14 protein-coding genes are annotated in these 15099 nt (G+C 64.6%); 1 reads left to right on the top strand and 13 read right to left on the bottom strand.

Translation table 11 applies throughout. From position 1 onward, the window contains the following. Positions 1-3: 3 nt before the first annotated feature. The 10 genes from hutI to hutC form a co-directional block, all read right to left on the bottom strand. On the bottom strand, positions 4-1212 hold the full coding sequence (hutI, locus tag QSV36_RS18030; RefSeq protein WP_289133599.1) for an imidazolonepropionase: 1209 nt from the start codon (positions 1210-1212) through the stop codon (positions 4-6). A gap of 15 nt (positions 1213-1227) precedes the next feature. Beyond that, entirely contained in the window at positions 1228-2631 is a 1404-nt protein-coding gene (locus QSV36_RS18025; RefSeq protein ID WP_289133598.1) for an L-histidine transporter HutT, read from the bottom strand. A 65-nt stretch (positions 2632-2696) separates the two neighbouring features. Next, positions 2697-4229, bottom strand: coding sequence for a histidine ammonia-lyase (hutH, locus tag QSV36_RS18020; RefSeq protein WP_289133597.1), 1533 nt, complete (start codon positions 4227-4229; stop codon positions 2697-2699). A gap of 21 nt (positions 4230-4250) precedes the next feature. Then, positions 4251-5774 (bottom strand): HAL/PAL/TAL family ammonia-lyase, encoded by a 1524-nt coding sequence (locus QSV36_RS18015; RefSeq protein ID WP_289133596.1) that lies wholly within the window; start codon positions 5772-5774, stop codon positions 4251-4253. A gap of 8 nt (positions 5775-5782) precedes the next feature. Next, positions 5783-6613, bottom strand: a complete 831-nt coding sequence (locus tag QSV36_RS18010; RefSeq protein WP_170033254.1) for a quaternary amine ABC transporter ATP-binding protein — start codon at positions 6611-6613, stop codon at positions 5783-5785. Beyond that, a complete protein-coding gene (locus QSV36_RS18005) occupies positions 6610-7461 on the bottom strand; it encodes an ABC transporter permease (protein ID WP_289133595.1) in 852 nt (283 codons plus the stop codon). Before QSV36_RS18005 ends, QSV36_RS18010 begins: the two co-directional genes overlap by 4 nt. Positions 7462-7487: 26 nt before the next feature. Beyond that, a complete protein-coding gene (locus tag QSV36_RS18000; RefSeq protein WP_289133594.1) occupies positions 7488-8456 on the bottom strand; it encodes an ABC transporter substrate-binding protein in 969 nt (322 codons plus the stop codon). Positions 8457-8562: 106 nt separating this feature from the next. Beyond that, entirely contained in the window at positions 8563-10242 is a 1680-nt protein-coding gene (hutU, locus tag QSV36_RS17995; protein ID WP_289133593.1) for a urocanate hydratase, read from the bottom strand. Positions 10243-10624: 382 nt separating this feature from the next. Then, positions 10625-11200: a HutD/Ves family protein gene (locus tag QSV36_RS17990; protein ID WP_289133592.1), complete on the bottom strand. Its 576-nt coding sequence runs from the start codon at positions 11198-11200 to the stop codon at positions 10625-10627. After that, entirely contained in the window at positions 11197-11907 is a 711-nt protein-coding gene (gene hutC, locus QSV36_RS17985; protein WP_225780760.1) for a histidine utilization transcriptional repressor HutC, read from the bottom strand. Before hutC ends, QSV36_RS17990 begins: the two co-directional genes overlap by 4 nt. A 142-nt stretch (positions 11908-12049) precedes the next feature. Here hutC and QSV36_RS17980 point away from each other — a divergent pair, with 142 nt between their 5' ends. Continuing rightward, a complete protein-coding gene (locus QSV36_RS17980; RefSeq protein ID WP_289133591.1) occupies positions 12050-13414 on the top strand; it encodes a formimidoylglutamate deiminase in 1365 nt (454 codons plus the stop codon). Between the two features lie 34 nt (positions 13415-13448). Here QSV36_RS17980 and QSV36_RS17975 read toward each other — a convergent pair whose 3' ends face one another. From QSV36_RS17975 to QSV36_RS17965, 3 genes are all read right to left on the bottom strand, one after another. Continuing rightward, on the bottom strand, positions 13449-14021 hold the full coding sequence (locus tag QSV36_RS17975; RefSeq protein WP_225779559.1) for a lipocalin family protein: 573 nt from the start codon (positions 14019-14021) through the stop codon (positions 13449-13451). After that, positions 14018-14272 (bottom strand): outer membrane protein assembly factor BamE domain-containing protein, encoded by a 255-nt coding sequence (gene bamE / locus QSV36_RS17970; RefSeq protein WP_003249234.1) that lies wholly within the window; start codon positions 14270-14272, stop codon positions 14018-14020. Before bamE ends, QSV36_RS17975 begins: the two co-directional genes overlap by 4 nt. A gap of 227 nt (positions 14273-14499) precedes the next feature. Continuing rightward, complete coding sequence (locus tag QSV36_RS17965) at positions 14500-15096, bottom strand: DUF924 family protein (protein ID WP_289133590.1); 597 nt, start codon at positions 15094-15096, stop codon at positions 14500-14502. Positions 15097-15099 lie beyond the last annotated feature (3 nt).

Raw genomic sequence — 15099 nt, 5'->3', positions numbered from 1 at the left:
GCCTCACTCAATTGAAATTTCCTGGCCCATGCGCACCACGCGCTTGGGCAAGTCGCCGCCCAGCCAGTAGGCCAGGTCGGCAGGGCGTTCGATTTGCCAGGCGACGAAATCGGCCACCTTGCCCGCTTCCAGCGAACCGTGGCTGTCGCCCAGGCCCAGCGCTGTGGCGGCGTGCACGGTGACGCCGGCCAGGGCTTCTTCCGGGGTCATGCGGAAGCAAGTGCAGCCCATGTTCAGCATCAGCCGCAGCGACAGCCCTGGCGATGTGCCGGGGTTGAGGTCACTGGCCAGGGCAATCTTCACCCCGTGGCGGCGCAGCGCGTCCATTGGCGGCAACTGGGTTTCGCGCAGGAAGTAGAACGCGCCCGGCAGCAACACGGCGACCGTGCCGGCCTGGGCCATGGCGATGGCATCTTCCTCGGTCATGAACTCCAGATGGTCGGCCGATAGCGCCTGGTAGCGCGCTGCCAGGCTGGAACCATGCAACGACGACAGCTGTTCGGCGTGCAGCTTGACCGGCAGGCCCAGCTCGCGCGCCTTGATGAACAGCCGCTCGACCTGGGCCGGGGAGAACGCCAGGTGCTCGCAGAAGGCGTCCACCGCATCGACCAGGCCTTCGGCGGCCAGGGCCGGCAGCATTTCCTCACAGATGTGGGCGATGTAGTCGTCGGCCCGACCGGCGTACTCTGGCGGCAGGGCGTGCGCCGCCAGGCAGGTACTACGCACCGCCAGCGGCAGCTCATCGGCCAGGCGCCGGGCCACGCGCAGCATCTTGCGTTCGTTGGCCAGGTCCAGGCCGTAGCCGGACTTGATCTCGATAGTGGTCACGCCATCGCGCATCAGCGCCCGGACCCGTTGAAGGGCACTGGCGAACAGCTCGTCTTCGCTGGCCGCGCGGGTCGCCCGCACGGTGCTGGCGATACCACCACCCTGCGCGGCGATTTCGGCATAGCTCACGCCCTGCAGGCGCTGCTCGAATTCGCCGCTGCGGTTGCCGCCGAACACCGCGTGGGTGTGGCAGTCGATCAACCCGGGGGTGACCCAGGCGCCGCCCAGGTCCACCGTGCGTTCAGCCTCGACCGGCGCCAGCCCGGCGCGTGGGCCGATCCATTCGATCAGCCCGTCGCGGGTGACGATGGCCGCGTCCTCGATGGCCGAGTAGCGGCCCTCGGCCATGGTTGCCACATGGCAGTGCTGCCAGAGGGTTGTCATGCACAATCTCCTTTGCTAACGGTGCAGCTCGGCCGGCTCCACTGCCGGCTGGCCCTGCCCTGCGCGCGGCTTGCACCACAGCAGGTAGGATGCCACCAGGAACACCACCCACAGCACGCCGACGAGCAACGCCGCCTGGGTATCGGGGAAGTAACCGAGCACACCAAAGATGAATACCATGAACGCAATGGCCATGGCCGGGCCGTAAGGCCAGAACGGTACCGGGAATTGCAGCTTGGCGACCTGATCGCGGCTCATGCTGCGGCGCATCGCCACCTGGGTAAGCAGAATCATCAGCCACACCCAAACGGTGGCAAAGGTCGCGATCGAGGCGATCAGCAGGAACACGTTTTCCGGGATCAGGTAGTTGAGCAGCACGCCGACCAGCAGTGCAGCGCCCATCACCACCACGGTCATCCACGGCACGCCATGTTTCGACAGCTTGCCGAAGCCGCGCGGGGCGTGGCCTTGCTGGGCCAGGCCATACATCATGCGGCCTGCGCCGAAGATGTCGCTGTTGATGGCTGAGATCGCGGCGGAAATCACCACGATGTTCAGCACGGCAGCGGCAGAACCAATGCCCAGGTTGCTGAAGATCTGCACGAACGGGCTGCCCTGGCTACCGATCTGTGGCCACGGGTACAGGCACATCAGCACCAACAGGGTGAGCACGTAGAACAGCAGTATGCGCAGCGGCACGGCATTGATTGCCTTGGGGATCACGCGCTGCGGGTCTTTGGCCTCGCCGGCGGTAACGCCGATGATCTCGATGCCGCCGAAGGCGAACATCACCACGGCAAAGGAGGCGATCAGGCCACCCACGCCATTGGGCATGAAGCCGCCGTGCTCGAACAGGTTGCTGATGCCCACGGCCTGCCCGTTGCCTGCCTGGCTGAAGCCGAAGGCCATGATGCCGATGCCGGCCAGGATCATCGCGACGATGGCGCCGACCTTGAGCAGCGACAGCCAGAACTCCATCTCGCCAAACACCCTGACGTTGCACAAGTTGAGTCCACCGATCAGGAAGACGATGCCCAGCACCCAGATCCAGCGGGCCACCTCCGGGAACCAGAAGCCCATGTAGATACCGAAGGCGGTGACGTCGGCAATGGCGACGATGACCATCTCGAAGGCGTAGGTCCAGCCGAGGATGAAGCCGGCCATGGGGCCGAGGTAGATGCTGGCGTAGTGGCCGAACGAGCCGGCAACAGGGTTGTGCACGGCCATTTCACCAAGCGCGCGCATGACCATGAACACGGCAGCGCCACCGATCAGGTAGGCCAGCAGCACGGCTGGGCCAGCCATCTGGATGGCCGAGGCGGAGCCGTAGAACAGGCCGGTGCCGATGGCGGAACCGAGGGCCATGAAACGGATATGGCGGGCTGACAGGCCGCGCTTGAGAGCTTGAGCTTGTTGCATGTCACGTCCTTGAGTTGTTTTTGTGGTCGTGAGATCGAAGGGGCTGCGTTGCAGCCCCTGGGGCATTACAGGCTTGGCAGCACACCCGCCGGCAGCAGGCCGGTCAGGCAGCCCTTGGCCAACAGCTCCACGGCCTTTTCGATATCGGGCGCGAAGAAACGGTCACGGTCGTAGTGCGGCACTTCGCTGCGCAGCGCCTGGCGCGCCTGCTCCAGCTTGGCCGAGGTCTTCAGGCCCTTGCGCAGGTCCAGGCCCTGGCAAGCGCCCAGCCATTCGATGGCCAGCACGCCACGGGTGTTCTCGGCCATTTCCCATAGGCGCTTGCCGGCAGCCGGGGCCATCGACACGTGGTCTTCCTGGTTGGCCGAGGTCGGCAGGCTGTCGACACTGTGCGGGTGAGACAGGGCCTTGTTCTCGCTGGCCAGGGCGGCAGCGGTGACCTGGGCGATCATGAAGCCGGAGTTGACCCCGCCGTTTTCCACCAGGAACGGCGGCAGTTGGGACATATGCTTGTCCATCATCAGCGAGATGCGACGCTCGCTGAGCGAACCGATTTCGGCGATCGCCAAGGCGATGTTGTCAGCGGCCATGGCCACCGGTTCGGCATGGAAGTTACCGCCGGAGATGACGTCACCCTCGGCGGCGAACACCAGCGGGTTGTCCGACACGGCGTTGGCCTCAATGCCCAGCACTTCGGCGGCCTGGCGCAGCTGGGTCAGGCAGGCACCCATGACCTGCGGCTGGCAGCGCAGCGAGTACGGGTCCTGAACCTTGTCGCAGTTCTTGTGCGACAGCGAGACTTCGCTGGAATCGCCCAGCAGGTCACGGAAGCAGGCAGCGGTATCGATCTGGCCACGCTGGCCACGCACTTCGTGGATACGCGCATCGAACGGCGAGCGCGAGCCCAGGGCCGCTTCGACACTCAGGCCGCCGCAGGCGATGGCCGCGGCATACAGGTCTTCGGCCTGGAACAGGCCACGCAGAGCATAGGCGGTGGAAGCCTGGGTACCGTTGAGCAGGGCCAGGCCCTCCTTGGCAGCCAGGGTCAGCGGCTCGAGGCCGGCGACTGCCAGGGCTTCGCTGGCCGGCAGCCACTGGCCCTTGTGGCGGGCCTTGCCTTCGCCGAGCAGTACCAGCGACATGTGCGCCAACGGGGCGAGGTCGCCGGAGGCGCCCACCGAACCCTTGAGCGGAATGTGCGGGTAGACCTCGGCGTTGACCAGGGCAATCAGCGCATCGATGACCTTGCGGCGGATGCCGGAGAAGCCACGGCTGAGGCTGTTGATCTTCAGCACCATGATCAGCCGGACCAGGTCATCGTCCAGCGGCGCGCCTACACCGGCAGCGTGCGACAGCACCAGCGAGCGCTGCAGGTTTTCCAGGTCGTGGCTGGCGATGCGGGTCGAGGCCAGCAGGCCGAAACCGGTGTTGATGCCATAGGCGGTACGGTCTTCGGCAATGATCTGCTCGACGCAGGCAACACTGGCGTCGATGGCAGGCGCAGCGCTGGCATCCAGGCTCAAGTGCAGTGGCGCCTGGTGGATACGGCGCAGCTGGGCCAGGGTCAGCTGGCCAGGAATGAGGTTCAGGGCTTCCACGTAGAGTCTCCTTTCTATTGTTCAGTGCGCGGCCGGCAGCACAGGCTGCGGCGCGGTCGAGGATTTCAGCAGTGCGGCGGCGCGGGCGATGTCCGGCGCCAGCCAGCGGTCTTCCAAGTACGCCGGCACCTGCTCACGCAGCAGGCGCCAGGCGGCATGGGTACCAACGCCGAAGCGCTGGCCGTTGAAAAATTCGAATGCCTGGGCGGCCAGCAGGTACTCGATGGCCAAAATCTGGAAACAGTTCTCCAGCACCTGGTGCAGTTTCAGCGCGGCATTGGTACCCAGGCTCAGGTGGTCTTCCTGCAGCCCGGAAGTGACGTAGTTGTCGAGCACTGCCGGTTGCGCCAGTTGGCGGTTCTGCGCGCACAGCGAGGCGGCCACATACTGGGCGATCATCATCCCTGAGTTGACCCCTGGGTTGCTGACCAGAAACGCCGGCAGGCCGCTGACCAGCGGGTTGACCAGGCGGTCCAGGCGGCGTTCGGCGATCGCACCGATCTCGGCCATGGCAATCGCCAGCAGGTCGGCTGCCAGGGCCACCGACTGGCCGTGCGGGTTGGCCTGGGAAACCACCCGGAAGTCGTCCGGCGTGCCCAGCAGCAGCGGATTGTCGTTGGCGCCGTTGAGTTCGGCCTCGATCTGCTTCTGCACATGCGCCAGCTGGTCGCGGGCGGCGCCGTGCACCTGGGGGATCGAGCGGATGCTCAGGGCGTCCTGGGTACGGATGCCTTGGCTGGTGGCGATCACTTCGCTGTCGGCCAGCAACGCCCGCAGGTTCGCGCCCACCGCCTGCATGCCGGGATGTGGCTTGAGGGCAATGATCTCGGGGTCGAAGGCGGCGATCTGACCGCGCAGCGCTTCAAAGCTCATGGCTCCGATCACGTCGGCCCATTGCACCAGCCGGCTGGCATCGTCCAGGGCCAGGCAGGCCAGCCCGGTCATGCACGGCGTGCCATTGACCAGACACAGGCCGTCCTTGGCACCCAGTTGTACCGGCGCCAGGCCTTCAGCGGCCAGGGCCTGGGCGGCATCGACAATCTGCCCCCGGTAGCTGGCCTTGCCGATGCCCAACAGGCACACGCCGACATGGGCCATGTGGGTCAGGTAGCCTACCGAGCCCTGTGCCGGCACCTGCGGCGTGATGCCGTGGTTGAGCAATGCCAGCAATGCCTCGACCACACTGCGCTGGATACCGGACTTGCCATGGCTGTAGTTGCAGATGGCAGCACAGATGATCGCCCGGGTCTGTTCATCGGCCAGCGCCGCGCCGACGCCACAGGCGTGGCTGAGCAAGGTGTTGCGCGACAGCTGGCTGAGCTGCTCGCCCTGCAGCGACACATTGCACAGCGCGCCCAGCCCGGTGTTCACGCCATAGGCGCGTTCACCGCTGGCGACGATATGGCGAACGATGGCCTGGGCATTGTCGATGCGCGTCCACACCTGCGGGGCCAGCTCGAGGCGCGCCCCCTGGCGGGCGACCGCGGCAATGTCCTGCCAGCGCAGTGCTGCGCCGCTGAGAGTGACCGTATCGAGCTGCGACATGCTGCCTCTCATACCGCGACCGCGCGGCGCTGGACAAAGCGGTCGACATATTCGTCGGCCGGGTCGTGAAGGATCTGGTGCGGCGTGCCGACCTGGATCAGGCGGCCATCCTTGAGGATGGCGATGCGGTTGCCGATGCGCACGGCCTCGTCCAGGTCATGGGTAATGAACACGATGGTCTTGTGCAGGGTCTTCTGCAGCTCCAGCAGCTGGTCCTGCATTTCTGCGCGGATCAGCGGGTCGAGGGCGCTGAACGCCTCGTCCATGAGGATGATGTCGGTATCCGCCGCCAGCGCCCGTGCCAGGCCGACGCGTTGGCGCATGCCGCCGGACAGCTGGTGCGGGTACTTCTTCTCGTAGCCCTTCAGGCCGACGGTCTCGATCCACTGCTGGGCGCGCTCGGCACACAGCTGCTTGCTCTCGCCGCGCACCTTCAGGCCATAGGCGACGTTGTCCAGCACATTGCGGTGCGGCAGCAGGCCGAAGCTCTGGAACACCATGCTGATCTTGCGCCGACGAAATTCGCGCAGGGCGTCCATGTCGTACTGCAGGATGTCCTCGCCATCGACCAGGATCTGCCCGCTGGTGGGGTCGATCAGGCGGTTGAAATGGCGTACCAGGGTCGACTTGCCCGAACCGGACAGGCCCATGATCACGAAGATCTCGCCACTGCCAATGGACAACGACAGGTCGTTGACGCCAACCACGCAACCGGTCTGCGCCAGCACCTGGTCCTTGCCGTGGTTGTTGCGGATCAACTGCAATGCCTCGTCGGCACGGTCGCCGAAGATCTTGAAGACGTTTTTCACTTCGATCTTGCTGATCGGCTGCATGCTCATTTGCTCACCTCATGGCGTGGCCGGCCATAGGCCTGGGTAATGCGATCGATCACCACCGCGAGAATCACGATGGCCAGGCCCGCTTCCAGGCCACGGCCGACGTTGAGGGTCTGGATACCGACCAGCACGTCCTCGCCCAGGCCACGGGCACCGATCATCGAGGCGATCACCACCATCGACAGGGCCATCATGGTGGTCTGGTTGATACCGGCCATGATGCTCGGCAGCGCCAGCGGCAGTTGCACGCCGAACAGTTGCTGCCAACGGTTGGCGCCGAAGGCGTTGATCGCTTCCATCACTTCGCCGTCGACCTGGCGGATACCCAGGTCGGTCAGGCGGATCAGCGGTGGCGCAGCGTAGATCACCGTGGCGAAGATCGCCGGCACCTTGCCCAGGCCGAACAGCATCAGCACCGGGATCAGGTACACGAAGCTGGGCATGGTCTGCATGATGTCCAGCAGTGGCATCAGCACTGCACGCAGGCGGTTGCTGCGCGCCGACAGGATGCCCAGGGGGATGCCCACCAGGACCGAGATCAGCGTGGCCACCAACATCAGCGCCAGCGTCTGCATCAGTTTGTCCCACAGGCCGACGGCACCCACCAGGAACAGCAGGCCGGTGATCACCAGGGTCGGCAGGACACGCCGGGTGGCGTGCCAGGCGATGACAGCCACCACGCCAAGCATCAGCCACCAGGGGGTCGCCCGCAGCATGCCTTCAAGGCTGACGATCGCCCACAGCAGGGTGTCGGAGATGTGCCGGAACACATCTCCATAGTTGGTCACCAGGGCGTCGACCCAGCCGTTGACCCAGTCGGCGATGGAGAATGTCAGGTTGTCAGGAAACATAGGTTCCACTCATCAGCTGAGGACGCTCAAAGCGCCGCGTTGATCTTCTTGGCAGCCTCTTCGCTGACCCAGGCCTGCCAGACTTCAGGATGTTCCTTGAGGAACGCCTTGGCCAGCGCGGGCGACTCGATCCGATCCTTGGTCATGCGGGCCAGGTTCTGGTTCAGCAGGTCGATTGGCAAGTTGACTTTCTGCAGCACCTCGACCAGTTCCGGCGCCTCGTCGTGGAAGGTTTTGGACAGACCGACCTTGATCGACACGGTCTTGTCCACGCCGTCCTTTTCCTGCAGCTTGACCAGGTCGACCTGGCCCATCAGCGGGGTGGGTGTCCAGTAGTAGAACAGGATCGGCTCGCCGCGCTTGTAGCTCGACAGCACGGCGGCATCCAGCGCAGGGCCGGTGCCGGGGCGGAAGTTGGTGTAGCTGCTCTCCAGGCCGTATTCCTTGAGCAACCTGGTGTTGTCCAGCTCACAGGTCCAACCGGCCGGGCAGTTGTAGAAGCGGCCTTTGCTTGGCTCCTCCTGGTCCTTGAACACGCTGGAATACTTGGCCAGGTCGGCCACGCGCTTGAGGTCTGGCGCCTTGGCTTCGAGGTTGCGCTTGGTGTCGCCCTCGATCACGTAGCGCGGCACGTACCAGCCCTCCTCCGCCCCCACGACCGGAGCGCCGACACCGACCACCTTGCCGGCGGCTTCGGCCTTGTTCCAGACCTCGCTGCGGCCAACCCATTCTTCGGCGAATACCTGGATGTCATTGGTGCCCAGGGCGTTCTCCATGGTGATGGAGTTGCCGGGCAGGCTGTCGGTCGAACAGCCGTAGCCATTCTTCAGCACGAATTGCATCACGTCGGTCAGCAGCATGCCGCTTTCCCAGTTCAATCCGGCGAACTTCACCGGCTTGCCAGACTCGCACCAGCCAGCGGCCTGGCTGCTAGCGGCAGCACCGAGCAGGCCAAGGGCGAACAGCGAAGCAAGCAAGGTCTTGTTGGTTTTCATTGCGTGACGCTCCCAAACTTGAAAGTGGAATTCGGCAGTCCTTGCAAGAAAAAAGCTGGCTCCATGAAGGTGCTGCGTGGCTCGGCCCGCAGCACCCCATGGCCTATCAGCCAGTGATCATCGGCAGGTTCAGACCCTGCTCTTTGGCGCAATCGATCGCGATCTGGTAACCCGCGTCGGCGTGACGCATCACCCCGGTGGCCGGGTCGTTGGTCAGCACGCGGGCGATACGCTCGGCCGCCGCGTCGGTGCCGTCACATACGATGACCATGCCAGAGTGCTGGGAGAAGCCCATGCCCACGCCGCCACCATGGTGCAGCGAAACCCAGGTGGCACCGCTGGCAGTGTTCAGCAGCGCGTTGAGCAACGGCCAGTCGGATACGGCATCCGAACCATCCTGCATGGCCTCGGTCTCGCGGTTGGGGCTGGACACCGAACCCGAGTCGAGGTGGTCGCGACCGATCACGATCGGTGCCGACAGCTCGCCACTGCGCACCATCTCGTTGAACGCCAGGCCCAGCTTGGCCCGCAGCCCCAGGCCAACCCAGCAGATACGGGCCGGCAGGCCCTGGAAGCTGATGCGCTCGCGGGCCATGTCCAGCCAGCGGTGCAAGTGGGCGTCGTCCGGGATCAGTTCCTTGACCTTGGCGTCGGTCTTGTAGATGTCCTCGGCATCGCCGGACAGCGCGGCCCAGCGGAACGGGCCGATACCGCGGCAGAACAGCGGGCGGATGTACGCCGGGACGAACCCCGGGAAGTCGAAGGCATTGGCGACGCCCTCTTCCTTGGCCATCTGGCGGATGTTGTTGCCGTAGTCGAAGGTCGGCACGCCCTGCTTCTGGAAGTCGAGCATGGCCTGCACGTGCACGGCCATCGACTGCTTGGCGGCCTTGACCACGGCGGCCGGCTCGGTCTGCGCACGGTCGCGATACTGTTCCCAGGTCCAACCCGCCGGCAGGTAGCCGTTGAGCGGGTCGTGGGCGCTGGTCTGGTCGGTGACCATGTCCGGGCGTACGCCGCGCTTGACCAGTTCCGGCAGGATCTCGGCGGCGTTGCCGTGCAGGGCGATGGAAATCGCCTTGCCTTCGGCGGTGTACTTGGCAATGCGCGCCAGGGCGTCGTCAAGGTCGTGGGCCTGCTCGTCCACGTAGCGGGTCTGCAGGCGGAAATCGATTCGGCTCTGCTGGCACTCGATGTTCAGCGAGCAGGCGCCGGCCAGGGTCGCTGCCAGTGGCTGGGCGCCGCCCATGCCGCCCAGGCCCGCGGTCAGCACCCACTTGCCTTTGAGGCTGCCCCCGTAGTGCTGGCGGCCAGCCTCGACGAAGGTTTCGTAGGTACCCTGGACGATGCCCTGGCTGCCGATGTAGATCCAGCTGCCGGCGGTCATCTGGCCGTACATGGCCAGGCCCTTGGCATCCAGCTCGTTGAAATGCTCCCAGTTGGCCCAGTGCGGTACCAGGTTGGAGTTGGCGATCAGCACGCGGGGGGCGTTGGCGTGGGTCTTGAACACACCGACCGGTTTGCCGGACTGCACCAGCAAGGTTTCATCATCGTTCAGCTGGGTCAGGCTCTCGACGATCTTGTCGTAGCAAGCCCAGTTGCGTGCGGCGCGGCCAATGCCGCCATACACCACCAGTTCTTTCGGGTTTTCGGCAACCTGCGGGTCGAGGTTGTTCATCAACATGCGCAGCGGCGCTTCGGTCAGCCAGCTTTTGGCGGTCAGCTTGTTGCCACGCGGGGCGCGGATCTCGACGTCACGGAATTTGTTCAGCTTGTTGTCAGTCACGAAAAGTGCTCCTCGAGCGATCTATCCAAAACCCGACGCGATCGGCGGGCCAGTGGTGCGGTCTGTACAGCGCGAAGTGGACGGCCTATCCACTTTCGCCTACTTGGCTTTACTTGTACATACAAGCATATGCAATTGAACGGCCAAGTTGCTTCGCCGGGCGGCTTCACGGGCCGGCTCATGGCGTTGCAGGCCGCATGGCGCAAGGGCTGCAGGAAATGGAAAAAACCTGGCGAGGCGATTGGCGAGGGGGATAATGGCCCGTGGGCATTGCGCCAACTTGGGGCATTCGGTAACAGGCCAGACCTTTTCGGGGCGTTACCGGGTAACCCCTGATGGGGTGGTGCGGCCCTTTCGCCGGGTTGCGAAGGGCCGGCGGGTTTTACGAAAGCGTAGTCAGCTCGATCACACAGCAACGTCCGAGCACTTCCACTTCCAGCAGGTGGTCGTTACCGCTCAGTTGCAAACAGTCATACAGCCCCAGCGCCGGCTGCAGCTGGCCGTCGATACTCACCTGCAATTGCGCCTGGCCACTGAAAACCAGCACGGTGCCAGCGGCACTGAACAGCCGGCTGCCGCCGTGGTACCACTGCAGTCGCGCACGGTAACGCAGGGGTGCGTAGATCAGGTTGAAGTCGCGAATCGCCCCACCCAGCAGCGCGCAGCTCACCTGGCTTTCACCGCTGAACGCGTAGGCATCGAAGGGCACCAGCGGCCGGCTGGGCTGGCCATCCACCGTAAGGCGCATGCCATCGCCTTGCAGCACGGTGATGATGCGCTGGTAACCGGCAAAGGTAGAGAACCCACCAGAAGCCTCGATATCGGCTATCGACAAGCGCCAGCCGAAGCCCTCGAGCCCGTCACCGGCATCGCGGGTGATTTCCTCGGTGAAGCCGCCACCGTTCTTCCACGGCATGCGCGGGTAGTCTTTGGCACGCAACCAGTGCATTTGGCTCATTTGCTGAAACGTCCTTCCAGGCGATGACGGGAACCGGGGTGGATCAACCGCGCCGCGGTGACAGGCTGGCGGCCGGACCAGGTGCGGCGGCGGATCAACAGGCACGGCTCACCTTGCTCGATCTGCAGCAGCCTGCATTCATCAGGCTCGGCGAGGATGGCTTCGACGACGTGCTCGCCCTCGGTCAGCGGCGCTACCTGGGACAAGTAGGCATAGGGCGTCTGCAGGGTGAAATCCTGCTTGAGGTAGTCCGGGGCGATCTGGGCATTGACGTAACGGTCTTCGATCTGCACCGGGACGCCGTTTTCGTAGTGCACGATCAACGAATGGAACACCCGCTGGCCTTCGCGCATATCGAGGGCCAGGGCGCGCTCGGAGCCGGCGGTCTCCTCGGCCAGGGTGATCAGCTGGCAACTATGCTGGTGGCCACGGGCGGCAATTTCGTCAGCGATGTTGTTGACTTCGAACAGCGCCGAACGAGTCTTGGGCTCGGCGACGAAGGTGCCGACCCCCTGCATGCGCACCAACAGCCCCTCGGCGGTCAGCTCACGCAATGCGCGGTTGATGGTCATGCGGCTGAAGCCCAGCTGGCTGACCAGCTCGCTTTCGGACGGCACGCGGTGGTGCGGCGGCCAGCTGCCATTCTCGATCTGCTGGACGATCATCTGCTTGACCCGGGCGTACAGTGGCGCCGGGCCCTCGCCCATTTGGGCCACCAGCGCGGAAACAGAAGGTGTCGGCACGGCTTTGATCCTTGTGCGAATAGATTGATGGTAGCTTGCCGCAGTTTACCCGGCAGGCAAACGGCTGTATATGTATATACAAGTTGAACAATAACAGGATAGCGCAATGCCCGCCTATTTCGCCGAAAGTGCCCTCCTGCCCAGCGGTTGGGCTCACAATGTCCGTTTCGAGGTAGCCGCAGACGGCACTCTGGCGGTAATCGCAGCCGATGCCAGTGGCGAAGGCGCAGAGCGCCTTGGCGGCCCTGTGCTGCCAGGCATGCCCAACCTGCACTCGCATGCCTTCCAGCGGGCCATGGCGGGCCTGGCGGAGGTGGCTGGCAACCCCAACGACAGCTTCTGGACCTGGCGCGACCTGATGTACCGCCTGGTCGGCCAGATCAGCCCGGAACAACTGCAGGTCATCGCCCGCCAGCTGTACATCGAGATGCTCAAGGCTGGCTACACCTCGGTGGCCGAGTTCCATTACGTGCACCACGACCAGGCCGGCCAGGCCTATGCCGACCCGGCCGAGCTGTCCCGCCGCATCAGCGCGGCCGCAGCCGACAGCGGCATCGGCCTGACCCTGCTGCCGGTGCTGTACAGCCATGCCGGGTTTGGTGGCCAGGCGCCGAATGACGGGCAACGGCGCTTCATCAACTGCACCGAAAGGTACCTGCGGTTGCAGGCGCAACTGGCCCCGCTGCTGGCTGCGCAACCGGCACAGCAACTGGGTTTGTGCTTCCACTCGCTACGGGCGGTGACACCTGGGCAGATTATCGAGGTACTGGCAGCCAGCGACCAGCAATGCCCGGTACATATCCACATCGCCGAGCAGCAGAAGGAAGTCGATGACTGCCTGGCCTGGAGCGGCCAGCGCCCGTTGCAGTGGCTGTACCAGCATGTGGACGTCGACCCGCGCTGGTGCCTGGTACATGCCACCCATGCCGAGCCGGATGAAGTCACCGCCATGGCCCGCAGCGGCGCAGTGGCGGGTCTGTGCCTGACCACGGAAGCCAACCTGGGCGACGGCATCTTCCCGGCGGTGGACTACCTGGCCCAGGGCGGCCGTCTGGGCATCGGCTCGGACAGCCATGTATCGCTCAGCGTGGTGGAGGAGCTGCGCTGGCTGGAATATGGCCAGCGGCTGCGTGACCAGCGGCGCAACCGCCTGTATCGTGGCGACCAGCCGATGGTCGGGCGCACCTTGTATGACGCCGCACTGACCGGTGGCGCACAGGCGTTGGGGCAGGCGGTCGGGGAGCTGGCAGTGGGCAAGCGTGCCGACTGGCTGGTGCTCGATGGGCAGGACCCCTACATCGCCGTGGCCGAGGGTGACGCCATCCTCAACCGTTGGCTGTTTGCTGGCGGTGACCGGCAGGTGCGCGATGTGATGGTGAACGGGCAGTGGGTAGTGCGCCAGGGGCGCCATGCGCAGGAAGAGGAAAGCGGGCGGGCGTTCGCCGGGGTATTGCGCCAGCTGTTGGGGTAGCGGTAAATCGGGGCCGCCTCGCAGCCCCGGAAATTCAATGCATCTTGACGATCTGCTGGTCCGAAGCGCGCCAGATCAAGCGGCTGGTGTCATACCCCTGTTGCCGCGCCCTGGACATCAGGTTCTCGCGCTCCCAGGCCGGCAGTGTCGGTGTCCGCGACAGCAGCCACAAGTGCTTGCGGTCGGGGCTGCCAACCACCGCGGTGCGGTAACGCTCGTCCACGTACAGAATCCAGTACTCGCCCCTGGCCACGCCTGGCACCAGCTTGGTGAACCAGTTGTCGAACTCGACCCACAACTTGTCGGTGTGGCCCGGCTCCTGAATATTCGCGTGCCCTTCTGCACGCAGCCATTCGTCACCCATGGTGCGGCAACGGTTGAGCACGCCCAGGCTGCCATCGACCCTGAGGTTGTAGTGCGCCTCGGATTGCTCACAACCGTCCTGGTATTGCATCGGCAGGCGTGCCAGCTCGTACCATTTTCCCTGGTAGCGCTTGAGGTCGACATTGCCTGCGGTTTTCGGCGCCAGCGGGTCATGCACCGAGCCGGCACAGCCACCCAGCAGCAACGCCAGGCATACCCCCATCAGCAGGTACAGGCGCCTCATTTGAGGCCCTGCCCGGAATACATCAGCACCTTGTCAGCCGCGTACTGCACACTAATGAAGCTCTTCTCGTCCCCCCAGGTGCAGCTGCTCATGCCCAGCGCGCCGGAACATTCGGTCGGCGTGCCGAGCAACTGCTCGACCTCGGCCTTGTTCATACCGGCCTTGATCTTGGAATAGTTTTCCTGATTGATCTTGCTGCAGGCAGTCAGGACGACGCACAGCGACAACAGGGCGAGGGAACGCAACGACATGAAGGACACTCCTGGACAGGGGATACAGGCGAGTGGCCTGCAGTGACCTTCGACGGAAAAATCCCTCCCAGGTTCCCTGCCCTCCCCCTTTTCCCCCTACACCATTGGTCGGATGGCCACTAATGTGCGATTAATCACAAAGCATTAGTCGCACGGGCAATAAAAAGGCCGCTTCTGTGCAGAAGCGGCCTTGCGTCATGACGGCTTGCGCAGTGCGCCCCGTGGCCTCAGAACCTCGACCCGGGCTCCAGCAGAAAGTCCATCTCTTCGCTGGTACTGGGCCGTTCCAATACCAGGTTGCGGTGCGGGAAGCGCCCGAACCGCTCGATCACCCGCCGATGCTGTTCGGCATAGTCGAGAAAGCCTTCGAACAGCCGGCGGTTGGCCTCTGGCTGCTCGTGCAGCAGCATCTGGTAGCGCTCGACACACAGGTTCTGCCAGTCCAGCACTTCGGCATGCTCAAGCACCAGCAGCACGAACACCCGCTGGATAGGCAGCAACTGGTAGTCCCAGCCCTTCTGCAGGCCCTGCATGGCCACTACCTGAGCGCGCCGGTCACCCTCGAAGGCGCGTGGCGTGTCGCGATAGATCATGCGCGGCAGCTGGTCCAGCAGGATCAGCAGGCCCAGCCAGCCTTGCGGGCTCTGTTGCCACTCGTCGAGCCCGCCGGCCAGGGCGTGCTCGACCAGTTCGCCAAACAGCGCATGGGCCTCGGCATCGTGATGCTTGCCGAACCACAGCGTGCTCTTCTCGTCAGCCACGGCCTGGGGACTGGTGCCCCAACCGAACCACCACTCCAGCAACGGCTGCCAAGGTGCGAGCATGAC

It is taken from the genome of Pseudomonas sp. BCRC 81390 (genome assembly GCF_030341915.1).
GTDB lineage: Bacteria > Pseudomonadota > Gammaproteobacteria > Pseudomonadales > Pseudomonadaceae > Aquipseudomonas.
This window is presented reverse-complemented; position numbering and strand designations above follow the sequence as displayed.